Here is a 23,785-nt window from a genome sequence, read left to right as displayed (position 1 = left end):
CTCAGGGCTCCCTCGGGGCGAGCGTCGTCAGCACCAGCAGGCTGTCGGGCTCGGCATGGGGGGACAGGCGCGCGTAGGGATTTCGAGCGCTCGGAAAGCCGGTGAAGCGCTTGGTGCTGGCCTCGCCCCAGGACGGGTTGGGGAAGAGGGGAATGGCCGGCGCCAGCTCGGAGAAGCGCCGCTGCACCCCGGCCATCAGCTCCTTCTGCTTCTCGGGCGAGCTCTCCGTCTCGAAGCGCGTCAGCAGCGCGTCCGCCTCCCCGTCGCCGAAGCGGTGCCAGTTGGCCGCGGCCACCTCGCCCACCGGACGCACCGTGCGCGGCGACAGCAGCCACTTGTAGAAGGTGTACGGCGTGGGCCCGTCCAGCGACCAGGCGATGGCGAGTTGGAACTCCCCCTTCTGCAGGCGCGCGTACCAGGCGCCGAACTCGTACGTCTTCAGGTGCGCCTGGACGCCCAGCTTGCGCAAGTCGCGGGCCAGCACCTGCCCGGCGCGCACCCAGTCCGACCAGCCGCCCACCACCTCGAGCTCCAGCTCCAGCGGCTGACCATCCGGCATGCGCCGCAGGCCATCCGGGCCGCGCTTCAGGCCCGCCTCGTCCATGAGCCGGTTGGCGGCCGCCTCGTCATGGCGCACCCACGCGCCGCTGGCGGCCTCGGCGTCCCGCCAGCCCGTATACGAGTCATTGAGGGCCGTGGCATCCGCCGGGCGCGTGTAGCCGTACATGGCGATGTCCACCAGCCGCTCCCGGTCCAGCGCCATGCTCAACGCCTTGCGCACGCGCACGTCATCGAAGGGAGGCCGCGTGGTGTTGGGATAGAGGAAGACGGTGCTGCCGTAGAGCGGGAACCAGCGCGCGTGGTGCTCCGGATCTCTCGACACGAAGGTCCGGTCCACCGCGGGCACGAAGTTGCCGGCCCAGTCCACCTCGCCCTCCACCAGGGCCAGGTTGGCCTGGTCGTTGGTGGGGAAGGCCAGGAAGCGCAGCGCGGAGACGGCCGGCTTGCCGAGCTGCCAGTAGTTCGGGTTGCGCCCCAGCTCGTACACCTGGTTGCGGAAGACGTTCACCTGGGTGAAGGGCCCCGTGCCCACCGGCTCCGGGTTGGTGAACGTCACCGGATCCGCCACCTTCTCCCAGACGTGGCGCGGGACGATGGGCTGGTGCGCCAGCTCCGAGAAGCCGGGGATGTAGACGCGCGAGAACTGGAAGGCCACCGCGTGCGTCCCCTCCGCGCGCACGTCCTCCAGGAAGCGCCACGCGCCGCCCGAGTCCAGCGCGGGGTGCTTCTGGAGCAGCTGGAAGGTGAAGGCCACGTCCTCGGCCGTGAAGGGCCGCCCGTCGCTCCAGCGCACGCCCTCGCGCAGGGTGAAGCGCAGCGTCCGGTGGTCCTCGGACCAGGCGTGCGCCGTGGCCAGCCATGGCTTCCACTCGCCGGAGGAGGGGAGGAACACCTCCATGCACTCGTAGACGCCGGCCCGCGTGGGCCAGCGCGAGCCCGCCCCGGTGAAGAGCGGGTTGAAGTTGCGCACCCACGCGCTCTGCTGCTCCACGGAGACGAACAGCGTGCCCGGCTGCCGCGGGCGGGGCTCCGAGGAGGAGGTACAGCCCACCAGCAGCACCACCACCACGGGCACCAGCAGGAGCACGGGCTTCATTGCGCCCTCGAGTATACGCGGACGTAGTCCACCTTCATCTGCTGCGGGAACACGGTGGTGCTGTCCGGCGGCCCCACGTAGTTCCCTCCCACCGCCACGTTGAGGATGATGAAGTGCGGATGGTCATACACCCACCGCGTCCCGGCGGGCAGGCGCGCGGGCGTCGCCTCGAAGAAGGTGACACCGTCCAGCAGCCAGCGGATGCGGTTGGGCTCCCACTCCACGGCGTAGACGTGGAAGTCCTCGTGGAGCTTCCCTCCGCTGACGGCGTGCTCGGCGCCGATGTTGCCCCCGCCCGAGTAGCCCGGCCCGTGCAGCGAGCCGCGGGTGAGCGCCGGGAGCTGGCCCCGGTACTCCATGATGTCGATCTCCCCGCACTCCGGCCAGCCCACCTCGTCGATGTTCGCGCCCAGCAGCCAGAACGCCGGCCAGAGGCCGCGCCCCACCGGCTGCTGGATGCGCGCCTCGAAACGGCCGTAGGTCTGCTCGAACTTCCTGCGGGTGTTGATGCGCGCGGACGTGTAGCTCCGCCCGAGGTAGCTCTCCTTGCGCGCGGTGATGACGAGGTTGCCGGTGCCGTCCAGCGATGCGTTCTCCGGCCGCGCGGTGTCGTACTCCAGCTGTGCGTTGCCCCATCCTTCTCCTCCCACGTCGTGCACCCAGCGCTCGGGGGAGGGCGGGGTTCCCGCCGGTCCATCGAACTCGTCCTGCCACACCAGCTGCCATTCCGGGCCAGGCTGCGAGGGGGAGGAGGGCGTCACGTCGGGCTTGTTGGCCCGGTTGGCCGCCGGGTCACAGGCGAGTGTGCCCAGCGCGACGAGCCACGGGAGGAGACGGAGTCGGGTCATGCTGTCTTCCGGACGTGTTGGAGGGGAAAGAGGGAGCGGTCGCGCAGCGCCGCCTGGAGCACGAGGGTGGCCGCGCCGACCGCGATGGCCCGGTCTCCCAGCGCGGAGGTGACGATGCGCGTCTCCGCCATGGAGGTGGACAGCGCCCGCTTGCGCACCGATGCGCGCAACGGATCCAGCAGCAGGTCTCCCACCGAGGAGACTTCTCCGCCGAGCACGACGATGGCCGGGTTGAGCAGGTTGAGCAGGCCCGCCACGGCGATGCCCAGGTAGTGGCCCAGGCTGTCGATGACCTGCCGCGCGGCCGGGTCTCCCGCGCGCGCGCCTTCCACCAGCTCGCGCACCGTGGGCGTCCGGCGGCCCTTCAGTCCCATCAGCTCCTTGGCGCGCTCCATCAACGGCGCGGTGCCAATCAGGGTGACGAGGCACCCGCGCAGCCCGCACACGCACTGCTGGCCCGCCGGGTCCACGGCGATGTGGCTGATTTCTCCGGCGGTGCCGCCCGAGCCCCGGTAGACGTCGCCGTGGATGATGAAGCCGGCGCCAATACCCGTGCCCAGCTTGATGTACGTCAGATCCTCGCCCCCCAAGCCCGCGCCCCAGTAGCGCTCGGACAGCGCGCCCAGGTTGGCGTCGTTGTCCACGAACACCGGCATGTTGAAGGCGGACTTGAGCGACTCCTGCACGTCGTAGTCGCGCCATGCCGGCACGATGAGCGGGGACAGCTTGCCCGGGGTGGCGGGGTGGACGGGGCTCGGCACGGCCACGCCCATGCCCAGCACGGAGCGGCGCGGCACGCGCTCGGCGTCCAGGCACTCCTGCACCAGTTCCTTCACCTTCTGGAGTGTGCCCCTGGGGTCCTCGCGCACCGCATGGGGCGAGTGCCGGTGGGTGCGCACGCGCCCGCGCAGGTCCGTGAGGACCACCGTCACGTGCGTGGCGCCCATCTCCACGCCGATGATGCTGAAGGCGTCGTCACAGAAGCCGATGAGGGTAGGGCGGCGGCCTCCCCGCGATACCCCGGCGCCGATGTTGCGCACCAGGCCCGAGTGCTCCAGGTCCGCGACGATGGCGGACACCGTGGACGGGCTCAGCTGCGTGCGCCGGGCGATCTCCGCCCGCGACAGCTGCTGCTCGCGCCAGATCATGTTCAGCAACAGGCTGCTGTTCTGCGCGCGCATACCCGCCGCATCGACCGTCGTCGCCGTTTCCGCCGTTCCCACTTTCATCGTGCGCTCACGCTCCATTCGGCCGCGGGGAAGCAACCACCTTCCCGTCCTCGTCGCGGCCGGGGCCGATTGTGTACTGCTTCGGCCCCCTCGTGAGCGGCACTTCCTCCAATTTCAGCCCGAAGCCCCCGGTGCTCGGCCCCATGCCCTCCAGGAAGGTGACCTCCTCGTCACGCGGTGCACCCCGGGTGGAGAAAGACACCGGCCCCGTACCTTCCGGGGCCTCCCTACGGGCCCCCGCGGGCTTGCCCATGCCGACCAGACCCACCCCGCAGACCACTCCCGCCACCGCCCATGTCCATGCGAAACGCTCGTGCCGCCGCATATCGCCCCTCCGCGAGTGGATTCCTTCATCCGTACGACGAAGAAACCGGATGCCAGCGGAATCCTGTCTGCCCTTGCGCGGCGCGTTATTCCTGGACGCTCCGCGTCAGCGGAAGACCCCGCATCCCCTCCCCACGTCACCGCAACCGAGTTCGTTTGAGTAATGAAGAAAGTACCAGCGACTTGCTAGAGATTGCAAGCATCCGGTGGTCGCAGGTGGGGGGCGTGCGCGCATCCGCGCATGACGCGTTGCGCTGCGTCGTCCGCCCGGAAATGAAATGTCTGTTGCGAACCCAACAATACCAGGCGGTTTTACCGACCTCTATAGGAATCCGGTCCTCCGTGCCTAACATGGGGACTTCCTTCGGACGGTGGAGTTTCTCGTGTGCCCGTGCGGAGGACTCGACCGGAGAGAAAAACCATATGCGAAACAAAGCTGCAGGACTGGCAGTGGGGCTGGTGCTCGCCACGCTTCTGGCGGGAGGGGCCCTCGCCGCGGCGACGTACGGGGTGCAGCCCTCGGGCTCGTCGGCGATCTTCTATGTGAACACCACGTCGTGGGCGGACATCCACTACAAGGTCAACAACGGCGGCCAGCTCAACGTGCGGATGACGGTCATCAATGGCCGCAACGAGTTCACGCTGACGAACCTGGCCTCGGGCACCGTCGTCGACTACTCGTACACGTACTGGGACGTTGCCTGTAATTGCGCCTACGACACGACGTGGGCGCGCTACACGCACGGCACCACGGGCGGCACGGACGCGGGCACGGGCGGTGGCACGGACGCGGGCACGGGCGGTGGCGACACGGGCAGCATCGTGCCCCTGTACAACAACACCACGTCGCTGGAGCCGGCCACGGTGCAGGAGACGGCCACGGCCATCATCACCCGCGTGGGCGACCGCGTCCGCGACCGCCATGCGCGTGAGGACCAGTACCAGGCGTATGACCACTACCTCTCGCTGTACTTCGAGAACCGCACGCACTGGATCGAGATCGTGGACGAGGTGGCCAAGGGCGGCAGCCGCATCGTCGTCAACCTCTACACCCTCTACCCGTATGACAGCCCGGACTTCCGCGCGTTCTTCCGCGGCCTCAACACGGAGGCCGAGTACTTCCACAACGCGGACTTCACGACGGTGAACGACTACCAGTACACCGCCAGCGTCAACTTCAACGCCAAGGAGGGCCGCGCCATCCGCATCGGTGACCGGATGGAGCTCGAGGTCGGTGTCTTCCTGCGCCAGCCCGTGAACGGCCGCTTCAACTACTACTCCACCATCATGCTGTACATGGTGGGCACGGGCGGCATCGTACCGCTCGAGGTCTCCGGCGCCGTCCAGGACTCCTTCCCCATGCCGGCCATCGGCCAGAGCGGCGGCCGCACCACCGGCAACCAGCACCTGTCCAACGAGCCGGACAACCACTTCCTGCAGATGGCGCTGAACATGGCGCCGGTGAACGCGCAGCCCTTCGTCGAGGGCCGCCGCCTCCACCACACCGACTTCGGAGATGGCAGCCACTCCGAGCCGGGCAACCCCGTCCTCACGGCGCAGGCGAACAAGCTCGGGCCCAACTACATCGCGCGCTCCTGCATCGCCTGCCACGTGCGGAACGGCCGCGGCCTGCCGCCCGCCGTCAACACCTCGCTGAGCAACTACACGGTGAAGGTGGGCCGCGTCAGTGGCACCTCCGTGACCGCGGAGCCCTTCCTCGGCTACCGCATCCAGCCGCGCAGCACCAGCGGCACGCCCGAGGGTGACGTGCGCATCGCGAGCTGGACCACCACCAGCGGCACGTTCACCGACGGCACGGCCTACCAGCTGCGCAAGCCCACCTACAGCTTCCTGAACGTCACGCCCACGAACTACTCGGCGCGCATCACGCCGCAGTTGGTGGGCATCGGCCTGCTGGAGGCGGTGCCCGAGTCGGCCATCGCCGGCCTGGCGGACCCCAACGACAGCAACGCCGATGGCATCTCCGGCCGCATGCAGACCGTGACGGATCCCGAGACGGGCGCCACGCGCCTGGGCCGCTTCGGCTGGAAGGCGGGCGCCGCGAAGGTGCGCCACCAGATCGCCGACGCGTTCCGCAACGACATGGGCGTCACCAACCCCGTCTTCACGACGCTGGACTGCGGCACGTCGCAGACCGGTTGCTCGGGCACCAGCACGGAGCTGAACAACACGGACCTCGACAAGCTCACCCGCTACATCGCCCTGCTCGGCGTCCCGGCGCGCCGTGACTACCGCGACACGCAGGCCCTCCAGGGCGAGACGCTGTTCCGCAACGCGGGCTGCGCGAAGTGCCACACGGAGACGCTGACCACGAGCGCCTACCACCCGAACGCGGAGCTGCGGAGCCAGACCATCCACCCGTACACGGACCTGCTGCTGCACGACATGGGCACGGGCCTGGCGGACAACCTGCCGGAAGGCCAGGCCTCCGGCTCCGAGTGGCGCACGCCTCCGCTGTGGGGCATCGGCCTGACGGCGGGTGTCAGCGGCGGCGAGGCCTACCTGCACGACGGCCGCGCGCGCAACCTGACCGAGGCCATCCTCTGGCACGGCGGTGAGGCGCAGGCCGCGCAGCAGGCCTTCGTCCGGATGACCAGCACCGAGCGCGCCGCCCTGTTGCGCTTCCTGCAGTCGCTGTGACGCGGGACGGATAGCACTGTTCGGGGGACCGCTCCGCGGATGGGCGGTCCCCTCCGCTCTTCACTCCGGGTGTAGGCTGCGGGGCATGAACCGCCTGCCACCCGGTCCCAGGAACAATCTCCTCGTCTCGCTGAAGTATCTCCGCGAGCCCTACGCGACCCTGCTCGAGGCGGGGCGGCGGTACGGAGACCTCTTCTCGTGGCCGGGCTTCGCCGGGAAGATGGTGGTCACCGGACATCCCGAGGGCGTTCGGACGCTGTTCACGGCCGATCCCGACACCTACCTCGCGCTCGGCGCGGAGATGCTCGCGCCCATCCTCGGCGAGAGCAACCTCATCCTGCTCAGCGGTGAGCGCCACCGGGCCATGCGCAAGCTCCAACTGCCGCCCTTTCATGGCGCGCGCATGCGGGCCTACGGGCAGCTGATGCTCGACGTCGCACGGGAGCACGCCGCCCGGTGGACGCGCGGCCGGCCCATCCCGGTCCACCGGACCATGCAGGAGATCTCCCTCCAGGTCATCCTCGAGGCGGTGCTCGGCCTCCGGGAGCCGGCGGAGCGGGAGTCCTTCAAGACGACCGTGCTGGAGGTCATCGACGCCCTCAAGCCGTCCTTCATGTTCATCAAGCCGCTGCGCCGGCCGTTGCTGGGCCTGAGTGCCTGGGCGCGCTTCCAGCGGAAGCGGGAGGAGATCACCGCGCTGTTCGCGGACGTGCTGCGCGCGCGCCGGGCCTCGCCGGAGCCGCACGAGGACATCCTCAGCCTGTTGCTCTCCGCCCGGTTCGACGACGGCCGCGCGCTCACCGATGACGAGCTGCTGACGCAGATGCTGAACCTGATCGTCGCCGGTCACGAGACCACCGCGAGCTCCCTGGCCTGGGCCTTCCACTTCATCCACCGGGAGCCGGCGGTGAAGGCACGGCTCGTGGAGGAGCTGCGGGGCCAGCCGGAGCCGCTCGAGCCAGAGGCCATCTCGCACCTGCCCTACCTGGATGCGGTGTGCTCCGAGGCGCTGCGGCTCAACCCCGTGGCACCCATCATCGGCCGGACGCTGCGCCAGGGCCTCACGCTCCAGGGCTACGAGCTGCCGCCGGGAACCGACGTGGGGAGCTCCATCCTCCAGGTCCACCGGCGCCCCGAGCTCTACCCGGAGCCCGAGCGTTTCCGCCCCGAGCGCTTCCTCGAACGCAGCTACTCCCCGTTCGAGTATCTCCCCTTCGGTGGCGGTGCGCGCCGGTGTATCGGCGCGGCCTTCGCGCTCTACGAGATGAAGCTCGTGCTGGCGGCCATCCTGAGGACGTACGACCTGCTCCCCGCGAGTGATGCGCCCGTGGGCGTGTCGGTGCGGAACACGACCGTCGGGCCTCGCGGGGAGGTGGGCCTGCTGCTCGCGTGAGGCCGGGGACTACGGCTGGGTGAAGCCCGTCAGCCACTGCAGGTTGGGGTCCGCGGACCCGCCATGGGTGCCGTTGAGCCACTTCTGGTCCCGGGACGTGAACGCGGTGGGCGTGCCCTTCGTGGCCCCCGATGGGAGCGGAATCCTGGCCTTCAACTGTGGAGGGCCAGGATTCCTGGTGTCCCGCGAGCGGCTGCTGCGCGACCTGGGCCCCCGCCTGGTGGAGCTCGTGCGCCACGTGGAGGGAGCCCTGTCGCGCCGTTGAGCGGACCCTCACGCGCTCAGTGGCGGCGCTCCACCTTCACCTTGAAGGTGCACTCGCGGGAGTTGCCCGCCAGGTCCGTCGCGGTGACATGCACGCGGATGGTCCCCACCGGGAAGAAGGAGCCGGACCGGCGGCTGTAGTGCACCCGCGGGCAGAGGCCCGTGTCATCGTTCACGCTCGCCGGAGGGTAGGAGACCCAGGTGCCGCCCCGGCTCGTCGCCTTCACGCGAATGGAGTCCGGGCAGCGCAGGTCCGGACGCGTCTCGTCGTCCAGCACGCGCTCGGGAAGCGCCCACAGCTCCTCGCCGTGGGTGCCATCATCCGCCATGAAGAAGATCCGCCCGCCCGAGTGGGCGAACCGGGTGGGGACGGACGACGCGGGGCCGGGGTTGATGTCCTGGAGCAGCGAGGTGCCCTCCTCCGTTCCATCGCTCACCCACAGCTCCAGTCCGGAGACGCCATCGTCCGCGGCGAAGACGAACCGCTCCCCCACCCTCTGGAGGCCGCCTTCCGAGCCCGTGGCCCCGAGGCCGTCGATGCCACTGCTCGGGCCCGGCCAGATGTCCTTGACGCGCCGGGTGCCTCCCGGCGTGCCGTTGCTCCGCCACAGCTCGAAGCCCGTGGCCCCATCATCGGCGCTGAAGAACACCGTGCTGCCCACCGTCGTGAGCCCGTTGGGGAAGGACGAGCCGGGCCCCGGGACGATGTCCGCGGCCCGCCGGGTGCCCCGCGTCGTTCCGTCCGTCACCCACAGCTCCCAGCCGGTGGTGCCGTCATTGCCCGCGAAGTACACCACCGGCTTCCTGTCCTCGCGCCAGCCCTCCATCAACAGGGGCACGGCACCGGGGAACAGCTCCTTCAGCCGGTAGGTGCCCCCTCTCGTCCCATCGCTGCGCCACACGTCGAAGCCTCCGCCCTCGTTCGCCGCGAGGAAGACGAGCGTGTCGTCCAGCTCGTGGAACTGGAAGGGGCCGGAGGACTCGGGGCCCTCGAGGAGGTCCTCGACGAGCCGCGTGCCCGCCTCCGTTCCGTTGGTCACCCACAGCTCCGTGCCGTGGACGCCATCATTCGCGGTGAAGAAGACCTTCCTGCCCACCCTCCGCAGGTCCAGGGGCAGGGAGCCCTCGGGGCCCGGACGGATGTCCTTCAGCAACCGGGTGCCCTCCGGCGTTCCGTCGCTCACCCACGGCTCGAAGCCCGACACACCATCATTCGCCTCGAAGACGAGCCGGTGGCCCAGCGGGGTGAGGTAGCCGAACTCGGAACGGGCCGGGCCGGGCCGGATGTCCTTGACCAGCACCGTGCCCGCCTCGGTTCCGTCGCTCTTCCACAGCTCCAGGCCGGTGTCGGGCGTGCCGGCGGGAAAGTAGTACTCCCCCCGGAAGCTCGCGCTGCCGATTCCATTGATGTCGGGGTCCACGATGCTGGAGTCCGGCCCCGGGTTGATGTCCTTGACCAGCACCGTGCCCGCCTCGGTTCCATCGCTCTTCCACAGCTCCTGGCCGTGGACACCGTCATTGGCGCCGAAGAAGAGCCTGCCCTCCACGTCCCGAGGGAAGAGGACGAACCCGTTCGCCGGGCCCGGGTTGATGTCCCGCACCAGGTAGGCGGGCCCGCTCGACTCGATACAGGCGGGCCTGGGTTTCCAGGAGGCCTCGGTTTCTTGTTCCGCGCGGGCCGTTCCCACGGAGCCCATGACCAGACCGGGCAGCACCACGGCCGCCGTGTACCAGGATTTCATTGTCTACCCCTCCCCACGGGAGACCGGCTCCCGCGTCCGCCAAGGTGTGTCCGCCCAGGCCCCCGCCACCATCGCGCCCGGGTCGAGCGGACGCGTCGTGCGCCGCACGTTGGGTGAGCGCCTCTCTCCCCAGCGAGCAGGCGGGCGCCAACGGCGGCGGTTCGTGGCAATCTGCGCCGCCCGTGCCGACGCCTCCCGCACCGATGACTCCTCCCTCACCCCCCAAGCCCGTCGCGTGGGAGCGGAGACTCGCCGTCGTGGGCGCGCTGCTCGCCGTCGCGGTGGTGGCGCTCAAGCGGGGCCGCCAGCACCCGGACGAGGTCTTCCAGTTCCTGGAGCCGGCGCATGGGCTGGCCTTCGGGTATTGGCTCCCGGCCTGGGAGTGGGTGGTGGGGCTGCGCAACTGGGCCGTGCCCGGAGTGCTCGGAGGCGTGCTCGCGCTGTGCGGGCGGATGGGGCTCGAGCACCCGTGGGCGATGGCCTCGGTGGTGTGGGCCTGCTGTGCCGCCGCGCAGGCGTGGGGCACCGTGGCGCTGTTCCGGCTCGTCGAGGAGCGGGATGGGCGCGAGGCCGCGCTCCTGGCCTCGGCCGTCCACGTCACGTGGGGCGGGTGGCTGCTCTACGCCGCGAGGCCCCTGGCGGACTCGCTGAGCGTGGCCCCGTTGCTCGGCGCGCTCCTGTGGGCCTGGCGCGCCCGCGTCCGGGACGGCCTGCGCGAGGGCTTCTGGAGTGGTGTGCTGCTGGGCCTGGCCTTCGTGGTGCGCTACCCCTCGGCGGTGTTCGGCGTGCCCATCGCCGTGAGTCTGTTGGCGGCGCGGCGCTGGCGCTCGCTGGCGGGTGGCGCGCTGGGCGTGGGCGGAGTGCTGCTGGCGCTCGGCCTGCTCGACGGGCTCACATGGGGCGCGCCCTGGCACACGCTCTGGAAGTACTTCGAGTTCAACATCCTCAGTGGCGGCTCGGAGAAGTTCGGCACGCAGCCGGCGTGGTGGTACCTGCCCAAGCTGGTGGGCATGGTGCCGCTGCTGCTCGTCTGGCACTTCGGGCGCGGGCTGGCCCGGAGGGATCTGCTCGGGGGCTCCTTCGTCTTCTACCTCGGGGTGATGTCGCTGCTCGCGCACAAGGAGCTCCGCTTCCTGGTGCCACTGCTGCCGCTGTTCGTGGCCCTCGCCGCGGGACCGGCCTGGGCCACCGTCTCGCGGTGGGTCCGCTCCCCGCGGGCGATGGGCGGGCTCGTGGGGGCGTACGCGCTCTCCTCGCTGGCGGCGGCCACCGTGCAGATGCCGGGTGGGCTGGCCACGGAGCAGCTCGACGCGCTCGTCTTCGCCGGACGGGACGAGTCCCTCACCGGGCTCATCGTCGCGGGCCAGCAGGAGTGGAACATCAGCGGCCGCTTCTACCTGCACCGCGACGTGCCCCTGCTCGTGCGCCCCGATCATCAGGTGGGAGAGCTGGAGGGCCCGCTCACGGAGGCCCGGTTCTCCCACGTGCTCGTGAGCGGTGGGGCGCTCGGCGAGCGGCAGGTGGAGGCCGCCGGGTTCTGCGTCCAGAGGCGGTGGGGCAGGGTGGTGCTCTGGAAGCGCTGCCCCTCCGCGAGCGGCTCCGGGGAATTGCTCACGTCTCCTTCCGGGCCGTGAAGGTGACGCGGGCGCTCCGAGCAGGGGACCGGAACGCCTGAGCTTGTCTCACTGCACGAAGGTGAGCGAGCCCGCGGGCAGCGGGGTACCCGAGGGCCACAGCACGTAGGCCGAGCGGCGGGAGTGGTCCCACGCCTTCATCAGCTCCTCGCGCTTGTACGTCACGTTCACCCGCTCGTCGTTCGGGAAGGCGGGGTCGTTGCAGATGACGTCCCCCTCCGGCGTGAAGCCCTTCACCACGATCAGGTGCCCGTCCGAGCGCTGGATGGGCGAGCCGCTCAGCTCTCCCTTCTCGTAGGCGATGCTGATGCTGACGGGAATGCCCTCGGCGATGAGCCGCTCCACCTGCGCGAACGAGTCGAAGCGCGCCACCAGGCCGTGCAGCGCCCCGTCTCCAATCGCCGAGCCGTAGGCGGTGTTGAAGGGCCAGTTGCCCGTGCCGTCGTACACCGTGTCATACGTGTACTCGGCGGCCACGGGCACCGGCACCACGAGCTCGTTGCGGCCCAGCTTCTGGCCCCAGTACGCCAGGATCATCGACACCGAGGTGGGCGAGCACCACACGCCTCCCTTGGGCGGGTAGAGCATCTGCGAGCGGCCCGGCACCTCCAGCACCGTGCCCCAGGCGCGCTTGTCCGAGGGCTCGTCCGCGGCCTTGCGGGCCGAGTCCGTCATCGCCGCCGTCAGCGCACGCACGCGCGGGCTCACCCCGGGCTTGGAGGAGAAGAGCCACACCTTCATGCGCAGCCCGTCCGCCTTCTTCTTGAGCACCAGCGTGTCGGTGAAGACCTTGCCGCGCTCGTCCTCCTGCCGGTCCTTGCTGTGGCGCGCCACGGTGCCGTTGTCGAAGGCCCAGACGCCGAAGTCGTAGTCCTTCGTCCACTCGCCGTCGACGCGCGCGGCGAGCGTCAACCTCACCCACGTGCCCGGCGGCGTCAGCACGTCGAACGAGGGCACCACGTTGTCGAAGCCGCCCGTGATGGTGTGCTCCTCCGAGGCCGCGCTGCCGAAGACGTAGCTGCCCACGGGCACCGGCGTCTGCACGTTGGGCGGCGTGTGGCTGGGGAACGGGTCCGCCTCGGAGCGGGCCGTGGCCGCGTCGAGCTCCAGCGCCCCGTCCGGGGTGAGCGCGGTGCCCTCGCGGGTGAAGCGCTCGAAGTCACGCGTCTGCGCGCTCTTCCTCCAGATCTTCGCCACCGGGCCTTGCTCCTCGGGTGTGGGCCGGGCCTGCCACACGCAGGCCGTCAGCGTGGATGCCAATAGGACCAGAAACAGGGGATGCCGGGTCTTCGTCGGGGTCGTCATGAGGCTCGCTCGGGTGCTGCCGGGGAAGGAGGGCGGGGGCTTACTTCGCCAGCTCGGACAGGAGTTGGTGGACGAACTCGGCGCCGGGCTGGAGCGAGGCCGAGGGAATCCGCTCGTTGGGCGCGTGGGCCGTGCGCGCGTCGTCCGGCGTGAGGGCGAACAGGTCGATGCCGTAGGCGTGGATGCCCGCGCGGCGCAGGGCGGTGGACTCGGTGGTGCCGGTGGACATGCGCGGGAAGACGGGAGCGCCCGGCCACACCTTCTTCGCGGCGGCCGTGGCGGCGCGGAACATGGCGTTGTCTCCCACCGGCGAGGCGGGCGAGTCCGGCGGCGTCATGTTCAGCTCCACCTGGATGTCCTGGTCCGCCACCGCCTCGACGAGCCGGGCGCGGAACGCCTGGATGTCCTCGTCCGGGAGCAGCCGGCAGTTGATGGTGGCCTCGGCGGTGGCGGGGATGACGTTGGGCCGGGTGCCGGCGTTGAAGACGGTGGGCACGCAGGTGGTGCGCAGCACGGCGGCCAGGGCCGGCTCCAACCGTGCAATGGCATCCACCGCCTCCTGGGGCGGGTTGTCTGGTGAGGCCGCGAGCCGCTTCAAGGCCTCGCCCAGCTCGCCGCCCGTCACCTTCACGCGGCCCTCCACGTTCAGCCGGGTGACGGGGGTGAGCCGGGTGGGGAAGGTGAGCGCGCCAACGCGGGCCACCGCCGCCGCCAGACGCACCATCGGGTTGGGCGCGGCCGGCGGGACGGAGGAGTGGCCGCCGGGGCCGGTGGCCTTCAGCGTCACGTTGCGCGACACCCGCTCCGCGGCCTGGAGGTTGACGAAGCGCACCCGGCTCCGGTCCTCGGACAGCTCCGTGAGGCCGCCTTCGTTGATGGCGAGCTCCGCCTCGCGCAGCTCGGGGCGGGCCTCCAACAGCTTGTCGATGCCGGCCTGGCCGCCCGCCTCCTCGTCCGCGCTGAGCACCAGCACCACGTCGCGCTTCAGCTTCACCTTGTCACTCTTCAGCCTGCGCAGCGCGAGCACACTGGCCGCGGCCATGCCCTTGTTGTCCTGGACGCCGCGCCCGTAGAGGAAGCCATCGCGCTCGGTGAGCGTCCACGGGTCCGAGGCCCACTCCTCGCGCCGGGCGGGGACCGTGTCCAGGTGGGCGAGCACCAGCACGGGGCGCGCACCGCCACTGCCCTTCAGCCGGGCGATCAGGTGGGCGCGTCCGGGCACGGGCTCGAAGAGCTGGGACTCGATGCCGGCCTCGCGCAGCCAGCGCGCGGCCACCTGGGCGGCGGCGGTCTCGTTGCCCGGCGGGTTGGAGGTGTCCACGGCGATGAGCTCGGAGAGGAGCGTGCGCATCTCCTCGGCCGCTCGGGGCGGGGCGCTTCGAGACGGTGCGGCGGCGTGGCCGCAACCCGGCACGGCCAGGAGGGCGAGAGCGAAGAACAGGGGGCGCATATTGTCAGTCTATGGTAATGGCCGCTCTCCCTGGGAGGCTCATCGCATGTCACTTCCGATGGATGTCCGAGTCATCGAGCTACCCCTCCGCCACGCCTGGACGATCTCGCGGGGGACCAGCACCTCGAAGCGCAATGTCATCGTCGAGCTGCGTGAGGGCAACCTCGTAGGCCGCGGCGAGGCCGCCCCCAACGTGCGCTATGGCGAGTCCGCCGAGACGGTGACGGCGGCGCTCGAGAAGCTCGCCCCGGCGCTCGATGGCGACCCGCGTCATTTCCGCGTCCTGTCCGAGCGCATCGAGGAGGCCCTGCCGGGCAACCACGCGGCGAAGGCGGCGCTGGACATCGCGCTGCACGACCTGGCCGGCAAGCGCCTCGGGGTGCCGCTCTACCGGATGTTCGGGGTGGATCCGTCGCGGATGCCCATCACGTCGTTCTCCATTGGCATCGACGATCCGGCGGCCATGGCCCAGAAGGTGCGTGAAGCCGAGCCGTACCCGGTGTTGAAGATCAAACTCGGCGCGCAGTCGGTGCGCGAGATGTTCGGCGCGGTGCGGGCCGCCACGCCCAAGACGGTGCGGGTGGACGCCAACGAGGCGTGGACGCCGGACGAGGCGTTGAAGCACATCGAGTGGCTGGCGACGCAGGGCGTGGAACTGGTGGAGCAACCGCTCCCGGCGGCGGATGTCGAGGGCGCGAAGTGGCTGCGCCAGCGCTCGCCGCTGCCGCTGGTGGCGGACGAGGCGTTGATGATGGCCTCGGACGTGCCGAAGCTGGCCGAGGGCTACCACGGCATCAACGTGAAGCTGCAGAAGTGCGGCGGCATCCGCGAGGCGCTGCGCATCATCGAGACGGCGCGCTCCTGCGGGTTGAAGATCATGCTGGGGTGCATGGTGGAGACGTCGGTGGGCATCGCCGCGGGCGCGCACTTGGGGCCCTTGGTGGACTGGCTGGACCTGGACGGCAACCTGCTCCTCGCGTCGGAGCCCTTCCAGGGGCACCCGGTGGTGGACGGGCGCATCCGCCTGGGTGAGGGACCCGGACTCGGCGTGGAGCCGCGGTCCACTCCATGACGGAGCCGCTCGTCCAGAATCCGATGGCGGTGCTCGCGGTGCTGCTGACCGTGCTGGCGCTGCTCTTCGCCGCCGAGCGGCACCCGGTGGTGGGGCGCGTCTTCAAGGTCGTGCCCATCGTGGTGCTCGTCTATTTCGTGCCCACGCTGCTGTCGAACACGGGCCTCATCCCCACGAAGTCGGAGCTCTACGGCTTCGTGTCGGCGTACCTGTTGCCCACGAGCCTGGTGCTCCAGGTGCTGTCGATGGATCTGCCGGCCATCTCCCGGCTGGGGCGCAGCGCGGTGTGGCTCTTCCTGGCGGGGACGGCGGGCATCATCGTCGGAGGGCCGCTCGCGTACCTGCTGCTGGGCTGGCTGGTGCCGGCGGACCTCGGAGAGCAGGCCTGGAAGGGCCTGGCGGCGCTGAGTGGCTCGTGGATCGGCGGCAGCGCGAACTTCGTGGCCATCGGGCAGAGCATCGGCACGCACGACAACACCTTGAGCATGATGGTGGTCGTGGACGTGGGCGTGTCGAACATGTGGACGGCTGTGCTGCTCTACTTCGCGGGCCGCGAGCTGGCCATGGACACGCGCATGGGCGCGGACCGGCGGGCCATCGACGTGGTGCGCGAGCAGGTGGAGCGCTTCCAGGCCTCGGTGTTGCGGCCCGCGAGCCTGACGGATCTGGTGTGGATCCTCACCCTGGGGTTCGGCACCACGGTGGCGTGCACGGCGGTGGCGAAGTTCCTGCCGGACATCGGCACCATCATCACGGGCTTCACCTGGGTGGTGCTGCTGGTGACGACGGTGGGTGTCGCGCTGTCCTTCACCCCGCTGCGCAAGCTGGAGGGTGCAGGGGCCAGCCGGGTGGGCATGTTGTTCCTCTACGTGCTGGTGATGACCATTGGCGCCCGGGCCGACTTCCGGCGGCTGCTGGACGCGCCCGCGCTGGTGGCGGTGGGCATGGTGTGGATGGCGATTCACGCGGCCTTCATCCTGGGGACGCGGCGGCTGCTGCGGGCGCCCATCTTCTTCGCGGCCGTGGGCTCGCAGGCCAACGTGGGCGGAGCCGCCTCGGCGTCGGTGGTGGCGGCGGCCTTCCACCCGGCGCTCGCGCCCGTGGGCGTCATGCTGGCGGTGGCGGGCTACGTGCTGGGCACCTACGGCGGACTGGTGTGCGCGGTGCTGCTGGAGCAGGTGCACCGGATCATCCACTGAGGCGGGCGGGTCCCCTGGGGGCTCACCGGGGCTGCGCCCGCCTCATGCCTCGCCCGCGCGTGGAGCGGGAACTGGTCCCTGGTCCTCGGGACGAACGCGGCCTTGCCGGCGCATCTCTCGCGCCAGGAAGGGGGCATTTTCCTCGAAGAACCATAGGGGAACCGGCTGGGATGGCACCCGAGGTGCCCAATACATGTTGAACCACCGGCGGCGCATGTTCTTGCACTCGGTGGAGTTGAGCTTCAGGCGGCCGCACGTGTGCTCCACGCGCTGTTTCAACTCCGCATCGAGGTTCTTCGCGGGCTCGACCTCGAAAGTATCCAGGTTGAGCACGAACCAGCCGTCCTGCACCTCGAAAGGGTCCAGGACGTCTGGAAATGCGTTCTTGCTCGCATTCATCAGCGAGCATGCGAGCCGATAGTTGTTCCACTCGTAGGCTTCCTGGGGAGCCGTACGGGTGATGGCGACGAAGTGATCAACCGTCGGGCCGGTGATGGGCTCGATGTAGAAGCACGAATAGGCGCAGATGCCGCCGTAGGCCTCGTGAAGCGCGCCGAGGGCTCGGGTCCAATAGTCATACTTCCGGAGCACTGCGGGGCCCAGGTCTTCGGGCCGGTCCGCTTGTTGCTGGATGCGAGGGCCTGGGCGGCGAATCGTTGGCGCTTGTCCCGTCAGTTCGGCCAGGGCACTCAGCCCGGGTTGCCGGACTTCCCCGTCGAAGTCGAAGTCGGGTGGACGTGGTTCGGGCTGCTGCTCGACATGGATCATGGCTCGAATCCCGATTGCCTCGCCCAGAACCGCCACTGCACCCAGAAGGGGTCCACATCCGGAAGGCTCTCCCGCAGCTTCCCCAGAACCTCATCGAACTCCGCGCGCTGAACATGCTCGCGGCGCATCAATCCCTCCGCCTGCTGGAGCGCCTGCTCCGCTTCGAGGGAGCGGGGCTCCTTCAGGTCGAACAGGTCGGAGATGAGCCAGGAGTTGGCATCACCCCGCCGCCGCCAGGTTTCCCGCTCCAGGTTCACCGTCCCATTGACCAGTTCCATGTGCCAGAGTGCGTCCTGGCTGGGATCGAACAGCGGCTCCAGGGAGGCGAGCAGAAGCGGTGAGTGGGTGACCGCGATGACCTGGACCTTGACGTCATCCGCTCCTGAGAGCGCTGAGATCGCGCTCAGCAAGGAGCGTAGGATGGTCCTCTGCCAACGAGGATGCAGGTGTGCCTCGACCTCATCGACCAGGAAGATGATCTGCCGGGTGGCCTCCTGGTTGAGCAGACGGCTTGCCTGGATGTGCTCATGCCAGGCCCAGACGAGCAGGTAGGCCAGGGAGATGATGCGCTTGAACCCCGCCGAGGCATGCACCACCGGTACTTCCTGGTTGTACTGCGTCCGGAGGGTCGGCATGTCACGGACGTCTTCCAGGCTGATGCGGGTGAGCTCTCCTGGAACGATGCGCTCCTCATCAGAGGGGGAGAGCACTTCCAGTACCTTCAAGAGCTGCTGGTAGGGCTCGTTGTTACGGCCTTGCCAGGATGCCCAGTCACGAATCAAGCCATTGCAGAGGACTCTGCCATCCGGCTCCAGTCCATCCCAGACCTGAGAGGGCGCGAAGTGGTACGCGCGAGGACGGCGGTCTGATGCCTCCACCCCGAGGGGGACATCCTTCCAGGAATTACGTGCTGGATCCCAAACCGAGAATGAGCCGTCCACACGAGCATAGAGGACCAGCCCTGGGTTCCCAGGCTGCCGTGGTTTGGGTGTCCAGGCCTGAGCCTGGAAGTCGTAGGTGCTGGAGTATTCGAGGGAGGTGAGCCTGCTCGTGTATCGGAACGCGATGGCGGGCTCTATGTCCTGGCCCCGGTGAGGGCTTGCGGGATACCCGGCCCAGGAACGGGTCAACGCCCACCAGGCAACGTCCAGGATGAACGTCTTTCCGAGCCCGTTGTCTCCCGTGAGGAGATTCAGCCGGGAGGCGAAGTCGAATTCCAGCTGCGGTGCCGGTCCGACGTGATGGAGCTCCAGCCGTTCGAGCATCGTCTCTCCGAGCGCAGGTTGCTCGTCCTGGAAGGGGTATAGGCCAAGCGACGGGAGGGGACAAATGCCAGAATGCACCGGCGTGCACCAGGGTGAACCGGCGCTGGTGGCCGATGGAGTGGCCGTCTTCGAGTGCTGAGCCAGGCCTCATTCCTCGATGAGCCGCACCGCCTCGTGGGTCCCGTTGACGTAGGCGGGCACGGGCCGCTCGGGGCAGGAAGTGGCCCCGCTTCGCAGCAGCTCCCTCACACGCTCGAGGGCTTCGTCGAGCGTGGAGATGCGCTCCGAGTCCCGGAGCCGCAGCGCCTGCCGGTCATAGAGCCGGGGCCGGGCGATGGCCACCAGCGGTGTCCCCGTGGCGCGCGCCTCCTGGACGGTGTTGTAGCCGCCCGCGCCCACCAGGACGTCGATGCCTCGCATGACCGACAGCGCGGGCCAGAGCCTCGGTGGAGCGCTGGGAGACAGCAGCCGGACGAAGGCGCGCATTCCGTGCGTGCGCTGGAGCCTCTCCGCGAGCACGGCGGACTCGTCCACCTCCTCGGGCCGGCCACAGGCCAGCACGGCCACCACGGGCACCGTGTCCTGTCCGGCCGGTACGCCCAGCTTCATCCGCGCGGTGGGAACATCCAGCAACTCCCCGGCATCGAGCAGCAGCCACGGCGGCGTGCTCACGGCGCGCGGGTGGTGGGCGAAGGGCGCGGGCTCGCCGGGGACGAGCAGCCGATCGAAGGTGTCGACGAACCGCGCCAGTCCGAAGCGCTCCACGTAGTCCGGGTGCAGGTCCCGGTGCACGAGCACCTTCCGCGCCTTCATCCCGGGCAGCAGCGGCGCGAGCTCACCGCCGAGTCCCCGCGGGAAGGTGTCCACGACGAGCACCTCGGGGCGGACACGGTCGAGCAGCCGCTCGATGGACTCGCGCACGGCGTGCTTGTCGAGCTCCGCGCCGAGCCGGTGGACGTTGCCCTCGCCCAGCTCGTTCTCCAGGGCCAGCCCGGGAGCGAAGGGGCTGTTCGTGACGAGCTCCACCCGGTGTCCCCGCCGCCGGGCCGCGCGCCCGAGCGCCACGGCGCGCGTCAGGTGCCCCATGCCTCCGCCGAGCGCGTAGAGGAGCCAGCGTTGCCCGCTCATGGCTCAACTTCCGCCCATGTCCTCCTCGAACTCGCGCCGGTCCCGGGCGCGCTGGCGCAGGGGCAGGCCATCGGCTTCGGTGAAGTCGTTGGGATCGTTGAGGATGTCATGGCCCCAGTATCCGTGGTCGTAGTAGCCGTAACCCCGGTAGTAGTAGCTGGAGTAGAGATAGGGATCGTCGTCCACGCCCTCGGGGGCGCGGCGGAACTTCGAGGCCTGGGCCTCCTCCTGGCGGGTGGCCTTGAAGCACCCGGTGCAGATCTGCTGCCCGTTCCACGGATGGCCATGCTCGGCGCAGATGGGCTTGTCGCACTGCGCGCACCGCTGGGTGGCGGGCCGGGGGCAGTCATGCGCGAAGAGGAACCCGGCTTTCTCCTGACAGGGACCGAGCATCTCGCGAGGGGGAGGGGACATGGGTGCGTGCGATTTCCTGGCGGCGCCGCGTGGCTCAGCCCGCGCGCGAGTGCACGGCCTTCTTGTCGAGGGCTCGTGACAGGTTGAGGATCTGGTAGAGGCTCAGCAACGCCGTCGCCACCACCCGTTGGCCGTTCAGGGGCGTGGGTCCGGTGCTCCGGGTCTCGGGGTTCGGGCGGGGCTCGTTGCCGGCACTCCACGGGTTGCCCAGGTAGAGCGTCATGTCGACGCGGTCCGCCTCCACGGTGAGGTCCTCGAGCTGGGTGCCCGTCATCACCTGCACGGCGCCCTGGGCCCGGGAGCCGATCCGTCCGAGGTGCTGGTAGCGCTCGGGCTTCACCCGGAGCCGCACGCGCAGGAACGCATCCGACAGACGCTTGTTCTGGTACTTCGTCTTTCCGCGAGCGTTGGTCTTCGTCCGGCTGCGCAGCTGGAGGCGCTCGGTCATCTCCAGGCGCAAGTGCGTCCCATCCAGCAGCCGCGCCTGCAGGGAGAGCCACGGATCCAGGTAGTGCCTCACCTTCCAGCCGCTCGGCGTCCTGCTCTCGTTCTGGTACTTGTCCGGGTGCGAGTCCTCGCGCAGGTCGAGCTCGAGCGTCACCGGCTCTTCGGGAGCCATGTCGGCCCGGAGCAGCCCCACCACACGGGAGGCCAGCTCGTAGCGCCGGTTCTCCAGGTTCAGCCGCTTGTAGCGCTTGCTCATGAGGAAGGAGACGAGGCCCCCGAAGAACATGAGCACCCCCATCCAGAGCAGGAGGGAGGGGCCGGATTCCTCGTCCGACATGGCGAGCCCGATGAACCCCACGGGCAGGCTGCCAATCATCGAGAGGACTCCAACGCTGTGCGTTCGGAGTTCCTTCTTCTCATGGACGCGATCGAGGTCGCCCAGGTGCTGGAGCTCCTCGGACACCTGGGTGCAGGGGGCCTGGGCGCGGTAGATGCGCTCTTTTCTGAACTGCTCGACGTCGACGGCCAAGGTCCGCTCTCGGAGTGAAAGGAAGGAGGATCGTAGGAGTCCCTCATCCCACCGGTCAATCAGGGGGTTGGTGCCGGGCGCCCCCAGGCGGGATACTGCGAGGGCCGTGTCCTCCTCCGGAATCATCTACGCGTCCTTCGATCGCTTTCCCGCGCCCAAGGGAGCGGCGGTCCACATCCGCGCCTTCGTCGAGGCGCTCGGCCGGGCCTTTGGCGGGGTGGAATTGCTGGCCATCGGAGGCGAGGCGGGCGAGCCGCCACCCGAGGGCGTCCGCTTCCATCCGATGCGGGCCCAGGGGCCGGATCTCATCCAGCAGGCCATGTGCTTCCGGGGAGAGCTCGCGGCGTGGTGGCGGGGACGGGAGCGGGCGTCCGTGGTGCACGTGCGCTCCATCTTCGAGGGCTATCCCATCGCCCGGCGCAAGGAGCAGCTCACCGAGCACCTGGTGTTCGAGGTGAATGGCCTGCCCTCCATCGAGCTGAAGTACCACGCGCCCGCGGTGGCGGAGGACGACGAGCTGCTGCGCAAGCTGGTGGCGCAGGAGGACGTGTGTCTGGAGAAGGCGGACCTGCTCCTCACGCCGAGCGCGGTGACGGCGCGCCACCTGGAGTCGCGTGGCGTGGCACCGGGCCGCATCCGCGTCATCCCCAACGGGGTGGACACCGGGCTCTTCACCTACCAGCCGCCGAGGCCCTGGGCGGAGCGGCCCGTGCGCCTGCTCTACAGCGGGACGATGACGTCATGGCAGGGCGTGCACCACGCCATCGAGGCGTGCCGTCTGCTGCGCCGTGACGTTCCGGTGCTGCTCACGCTGGTGGGCCCCACGCGCCGGGAGCAGCGTCGCGAGCTGCTGGACATGTGTGGCGAGCTGGTGGGCGAGGGCGCGGTGGAGCTGCTCGACGCGTTGCCGCAGGCGGAGCTGGCGCGGCTCCACCATGCCTGTGACGTGGTGCTGGTGCCGCTGCCGCCCAATGACCGGAACCTCGTGCAGGGGTGCTGTCCGCTGAAGCTGCTGGAGGCGATGGCCTCGGGCACGCCAGTGGTGGCGAGCGACCTGCCCGTGGTGCGCGCGGTGGCGGAGCACGGCGTGCACGCGTTCCTCGTGCGCCCGGGTTCGCCCAAGGCCATCGCCGAGGCGGTGCGCGACTTGAGGGCGGATCCGGCGCTGGGCCTCCGGATGAGCCAGCAGGGGAGGGCCCACGTCGAGCGGGACTTCACCTGGGCGCGGGCGCAGGAGTCCCTGGTGGCGGCCTACGAGGAGGCCTTCGGGATGGTGCGGTCCAGCACGCGCTGGAGCGCCGTGGCCTCGGCCTGTGCCTGAAAGCGCTCCTCGATGCGGGCGCGGGCCGCGGTGCCGATGGCGGCCCTGCGCTCCTCGGACAGGCTCAGCACGTCGACCACCGCCTGTCCCAGGTGGTTGAGCAGCGCCTTGGGCACGAGGAAGCCGTTGTGCCCGGAGTCGATGGCCTCGGGGATGCCGCCCGCGTCGCTGGCGACGACCACGCGGGCACAGGCCATGGCCTCGAGCATCGCGTTGGGCATGCCATCCCAGAGCGAGGGCTGGAGGTAGACGTCGCACAGGCGCAGGTGGGCGGCCACGTCCTCGGGCGCATCGAGCCGGCCGGTGACGAGGATGCGCGCGGCGGCCTCGGGGTGCTCGGTGCGGAAGGCGGTGAGGTGCTCCTGCTCGCGGGAGCGCACCTCGCCGATGACGAGCAGACACGCGGGCCGCACCTTGCGCACCTCGGAGAGGGCGGACAGGAGGAAGGGGACGCCCTTCTTGTGGCGCAGCTCTCCGGAGAAGCCGAGCACGAGCTCACCGGGCTGGATGCCGAGGCGCTCGCGCAGCGCGGGGTCCGCCGGGCCGGTGTGGAAGAGGGTGGTGTCCACGGCGTTGGGGATGACCTCGACGCCCGGGTCCCGTCCGAGCAGCATGGCCATCTTGCGTCCGAGGTCTCCCGAGGCGGCGGTGAGGACGGTGGCGCGCTGGAGCGTCCAGAGGAGGCGGGCGAAGTCACCCGGGGGGAACATGGCCTGGTCCACGTCATTGCCGCGGGCGCTGACGGTGGAGGGAATGCCGGCGAGCCCGGCGAAGGTGACGGCCATGAATCCCGGGGGCGAGAGGTAGTGCCCCCAGACGAGCTGGTAGCGGTGGCGCGAGTGCAGGTAGTCGAGCACGTCGAGCGTGTGCTGCATGGACGTGTCCGTCTGGCCGAAGAGGCCGAGCCGGTGCAGCGTGGCGCCACGAGCGGAGGCGGCGACCTCGCCCGCGTCGAGCGTCTGGAGGGCGCCGGGAGGCAGGGTCCGGGTCCAGGTGAGCACGTCCACCTGGGCGTCCAACCGGGCGAGGGAGCCCGCGGTGCGTGCGCCGCTGCGCGCGAGTCCTCCCAGGTCAGGAGGGAAGCGTTCCGCGATGAGGAGGATGCGTGGGCCGCTCGGCATGAGTCCGCTTCCTG

General features: G+C 69.9%; 19 protein-coding genes. 7 read left to right on the top strand and 12 right to left on the bottom strand.

Annotation, left to right across the window (positions count from 1 at the left end; genetic code table 11):
• Nucleotide 1: 1 nt before the first annotated feature.
• The 3 genes from AC16DP_RS28265 to AC16DP_RS28255 are packed head-to-tail and all read right to left on the bottom strand — an operon-like array spanning nt 2 to nt 3,734.
• Entirely contained in the window at nt 2-1,657 is a 1,656-nt protein-coding gene (locus tag AC16DP_RS28265; RefSeq protein ID WP_329728279.1) for an ABC transporter substrate-binding protein, read from the bottom strand.
• Nucleotides 1,654-2,505 (bottom strand): glycoside hydrolase family 16 protein, encoded by an 852-nt coding sequence (locus AC16DP_RS28260; protein ID WP_329728278.1) that lies wholly within the window; start codon nt 2,503-2,505, stop codon nt 1,654-1,656. The genes AC16DP_RS28265 and AC16DP_RS28260 overlap by 4 nt, the downstream gene beginning before the upstream one ends.
• The gene (locus AC16DP_RS28255; protein WP_329728277.1) at nt 2,502-3,734 is read right to left on the bottom strand and encodes an ROK family transcriptional regulator; all 1,233 of its coding nucleotides are present in this window, start codon (nt 3,732-3,734) and stop codon (nt 2,502-2,504) included. Before AC16DP_RS28255 ends, AC16DP_RS28260 begins: the two co-directional genes overlap by 4 nt.
• A gap of 747 nt (nt 3,735-4,481) precedes the next feature.
• Here AC16DP_RS28255 and AC16DP_RS28250 point away from each other — a divergent pair.
• The 3 genes from AC16DP_RS28250 to AC16DP_RS28240 all read left to right on the top strand — a co-directional run bounded on the left by AC16DP_RS28250 (nt 4,482) and on the right by AC16DP_RS28240 (nt 8,377).
• Nucleotides 4,482-6,719, top strand: a complete 2,238-nt coding sequence (locus AC16DP_RS28250) for a di-heme oxidoreductase family protein (protein WP_329728276.1) — start codon at nt 4,482-4,484, stop codon at nt 6,717-6,719.
• An 85-nt stretch (nt 6,720-6,804) separates the two neighbouring features.
• On the top strand, nt 6,805-8,112 hold the full coding sequence (locus tag AC16DP_RS28245) for a cytochrome P450 (RefSeq protein ID WP_329728275.1): 1,308 nt from the start codon (nt 6,805-6,807) through the stop codon (nt 8,110-8,112).
• Between the two features lie 73 nt (nt 8,113-8,185).
• Complete coding sequence (locus AC16DP_RS28240; RefSeq protein ID WP_329728274.1) at nt 8,186-8,377, top strand: hypothetical protein; 192 nt, start codon at nt 8,186-8,188, stop codon at nt 8,375-8,377.
• A 16-nt stretch (nt 8,378-8,393) separates the two neighbouring features.
• On the opposite strand, the gene AC16DP_RS28235 is transcribed toward AC16DP_RS28240, so the two are convergent.
• Complete coding sequence (locus tag AC16DP_RS28235; RefSeq protein ID WP_329728273.1) at nt 8,394-10,118, bottom strand: ELWxxDGT repeat protein; 1,725 nt, start codon at nt 10,116-10,118, stop codon at nt 8,394-8,396.
• A 257-nt stretch (nt 10,119-10,375) separates the two neighbouring features.
• Between AC16DP_RS28235 and AC16DP_RS28230 the strand changes: the two genes are divergently transcribed.
• Nucleotides 10,376-11,752: a glycosyltransferase family 39 protein gene (locus AC16DP_RS28230; protein WP_329728272.1), complete on the top strand. Its 1,377-nt coding sequence runs from the start codon at nt 10,376-10,378 to the stop codon at nt 11,750-11,752.
• Between the two features lie 48 nt (nt 11,753-11,800).
• On the opposite strand, the gene AC16DP_RS28225 is transcribed toward AC16DP_RS28230, so the two are convergent.
• Together AC16DP_RS28225 and AC16DP_RS28220 are read right to left on the bottom strand one after the other, a co-directional pair.
• Nucleotides 11,801-13,057 (bottom strand): peptidase C39 family protein, encoded by a 1,257-nt coding sequence (locus tag AC16DP_RS28225; protein ID WP_329728271.1) that lies wholly within the window; start codon nt 13,055-13,057, stop codon nt 11,801-11,803.
• Between the two features lie 40 nt (nt 13,058-13,097).
• Complete coding sequence (locus tag AC16DP_RS28220) at nt 13,098-14,507, bottom strand: M20/M25/M40 family metallo-hydrolase (RefSeq protein ID WP_329728270.1); 1,410 nt, start codon at nt 14,505-14,507, stop codon at nt 13,098-13,100.
• 46 nt (nt 14,508-14,553) lie between these two features.
• Between AC16DP_RS28220 and AC16DP_RS28215 the strand changes: the two genes are divergently transcribed.
• Together AC16DP_RS28215 and AC16DP_RS28210 are read left to right on the top strand one after the other, a co-directional pair.
• A complete protein-coding gene (locus AC16DP_RS28215; RefSeq protein ID WP_329728269.1) occupies nt 14,554-15,579 on the top strand; it encodes a dipeptide epimerase in 1,026 nt (341 codons plus the stop codon).
• Nucleotides 15,576-16,778 (top strand): DUF819 family protein, encoded by a 1,203-nt coding sequence (locus tag AC16DP_RS28210; protein WP_329728268.1) that lies wholly within the window; start codon nt 15,576-15,578, stop codon nt 16,776-16,778. The genes AC16DP_RS28215 and AC16DP_RS28210 overlap by 4 nt, the downstream gene beginning before the upstream one ends.
• A gap of 42 nt (nt 16,779-16,820) precedes the next feature.
• Here AC16DP_RS28210 and AC16DP_RS28205 read toward each other — a convergent pair whose 3' ends face one another.
• From AC16DP_RS28205 to AC16DP_RS28185, 5 genes are all read right to left on the bottom strand, one after another.
• A complete protein-coding gene (locus AC16DP_RS28205; protein WP_329728267.1) occupies nt 16,821-17,546 on the bottom strand; it encodes a hypothetical protein in 726 nt (241 codons plus the stop codon).
• Nucleotides 17,543-18,811, bottom strand: coding sequence for an AAA family ATPase (locus AC16DP_RS28200; RefSeq protein ID WP_329728266.1), 1,269 nt, complete (start codon nt 18,809-18,811; stop codon nt 17,543-17,545). Before AC16DP_RS28200 ends, AC16DP_RS28205 begins: the two co-directional genes overlap by 4 nt.
• Before the next feature lie 147 nt (nt 18,812-18,958).
• Nucleotides 18,959-19,939, bottom strand: coding sequence for a hypothetical protein (locus tag AC16DP_RS28195; RefSeq protein WP_329728265.1), 981 nt, complete (start codon nt 19,937-19,939; stop codon nt 18,959-18,961).
• Between the two features lie 3 nt (nt 19,940-19,942).
• Nucleotides 19,943-20,353 carry a hypothetical protein gene (locus tag AC16DP_RS28190; RefSeq protein ID WP_329728264.1) on the bottom strand — a complete coding sequence of 137 codons (411 nt, stop codon included), beginning with the start codon at nt 20,351-20,353 and terminating at the stop codon, nt 19,943-19,945.
• Nucleotides 20,354-20,387: 34 nt separating this feature from the next.
• Nucleotides 20,388-21,329, bottom strand: coding sequence for a hypothetical protein (locus AC16DP_RS28185; RefSeq protein WP_329728263.1), 942 nt, complete (start codon nt 21,327-21,329; stop codon nt 20,388-20,390).
• A 106-nt stretch (nt 21,330-21,435) separates the two neighbouring features.
• Here AC16DP_RS28185 and AC16DP_RS28180 point away from each other — a divergent pair, with 106 nt between their 5' ends.
• Nucleotides 21,436-22,650: a glycosyltransferase family 4 protein gene (locus tag AC16DP_RS28180; RefSeq protein WP_329728262.1), complete on the top strand. Its 1,215-nt coding sequence runs from the start codon at nt 21,436-21,438 to the stop codon at nt 22,648-22,650.
• On the opposite strand, the gene AC16DP_RS28175 is transcribed toward AC16DP_RS28180, so the two are convergent.
• Nucleotides 22,581-23,771 carry a glycosyltransferase gene (locus AC16DP_RS28175; protein ID WP_329728261.1) on the bottom strand — a complete coding sequence of 397 codons (1,191 nt, stop codon included), beginning with the start codon at nt 23,769-23,771 and terminating at the stop codon, nt 22,581-22,583. The genes AC16DP_RS28180 and AC16DP_RS28175 overlap by 70 nt on opposite strands.
• Nucleotides 23,772-23,785: the final 14 nt, after the last annotated feature.

It is taken from the genome of Archangium sp. (genome assembly GCF_057119385.1).
The sequence above is the reverse complement of the archived record's forward strand: the minus strand, read 5'-3'. Positions and strand labels throughout refer to the sequence as shown.

Coding starts and splice junctions, on each gene's coding strand:
- AC16DP_RS28265 (WP_329728279.1), bottom strand. CDS start 1,657: ATGAAGCCCGTGCTCCTGCTGGTGCCCGTGGTGGTGGTGCTGCTGGTG.
- AC16DP_RS28260 (WP_329728278.1), bottom strand. CDS start 2,505: ATGACCCGACTCCGTCTCCTCCCGTGGCTCGTCGCGCTGGGCACACTC.
- AC16DP_RS28255 (WP_329728277.1), bottom strand. CDS start 3,734: ATGAAAGTGGGAACGGCGGAAACGGCGACGACGGTCGATGCGGCGGGT.
- AC16DP_RS28250 (WP_329728276.1), top strand. CDS start 4,482: ATGCGAAACAAAGCTGCAGGACTGGCAGTGGGGCTGGTGCTCGCCACG.
- AC16DP_RS28245 (WP_329728275.1), top strand. CDS start 6,805: ATGAACCGCCTGCCACCCGGTCCCAGGAACAATCTCCTCGTCTCGCTG.
- AC16DP_RS28235 (WP_329728273.1), bottom strand. CDS start 10,118: ATGAAATCCTGGTACACGGCGGCCGTGGTGCTGCCCGGTCTGGTCATG.
- AC16DP_RS28225 (WP_329728271.1), bottom strand. CDS start 13,057: ATGACGACCCCGACGAAGACCCGGCATCCCCTGTTTCTGGTCCTATTG.
- AC16DP_RS28220 (WP_329728270.1), bottom strand. CDS start 14,507: ATGCGCCCCCTGTTCTTCGCTCTCGCCCTCCTGGCCGTGCCGGGTTGC.
- AC16DP_RS28215 (WP_329728269.1), top strand. CDS start 14,554: ATGTCACTTCCGATGGATGTCCGAGTCATCGAGCTACCCCTCCGCCAC.
- AC16DP_RS28210 (WP_329728268.1), top strand. CDS start 15,576: ATGACGGAGCCGCTCGTCCAGAATCCGATGGCGGTGCTCGCGGTGCTG.
- AC16DP_RS28205 (WP_329728267.1), bottom strand. CDS start 17,546: ATGATCCATGTCGAGCAGCAGCCCGAACCACGTCCACCCGACTTCGAC.
- AC16DP_RS28200 (WP_329728266.1), bottom strand. CDS start 18,811: ATGCTCGAACGGCTGGAGCTCCATCACGTCGGACCGGCACCGCAGCTG.
- AC16DP_RS28195 (WP_329728265.1), bottom strand. CDS start 19,939: ATGAGCGGGCAACGCTGGCTCCTCTACGCGCTCGGCGGAGGCATGGGG.
- AC16DP_RS28190 (WP_329728264.1), bottom strand. CDS start 20,353: ATGTCCCCTCCCCCTCGCGAGATGCTCGGTCCCTGTCAGGAGAAAGCC.
- AC16DP_RS28175 (WP_329728261.1), bottom strand. CDS start 23,771: ATGCCGAGCGGCCCACGCATCCTCCTCATCGCGGAACGCTTCCCTCCT.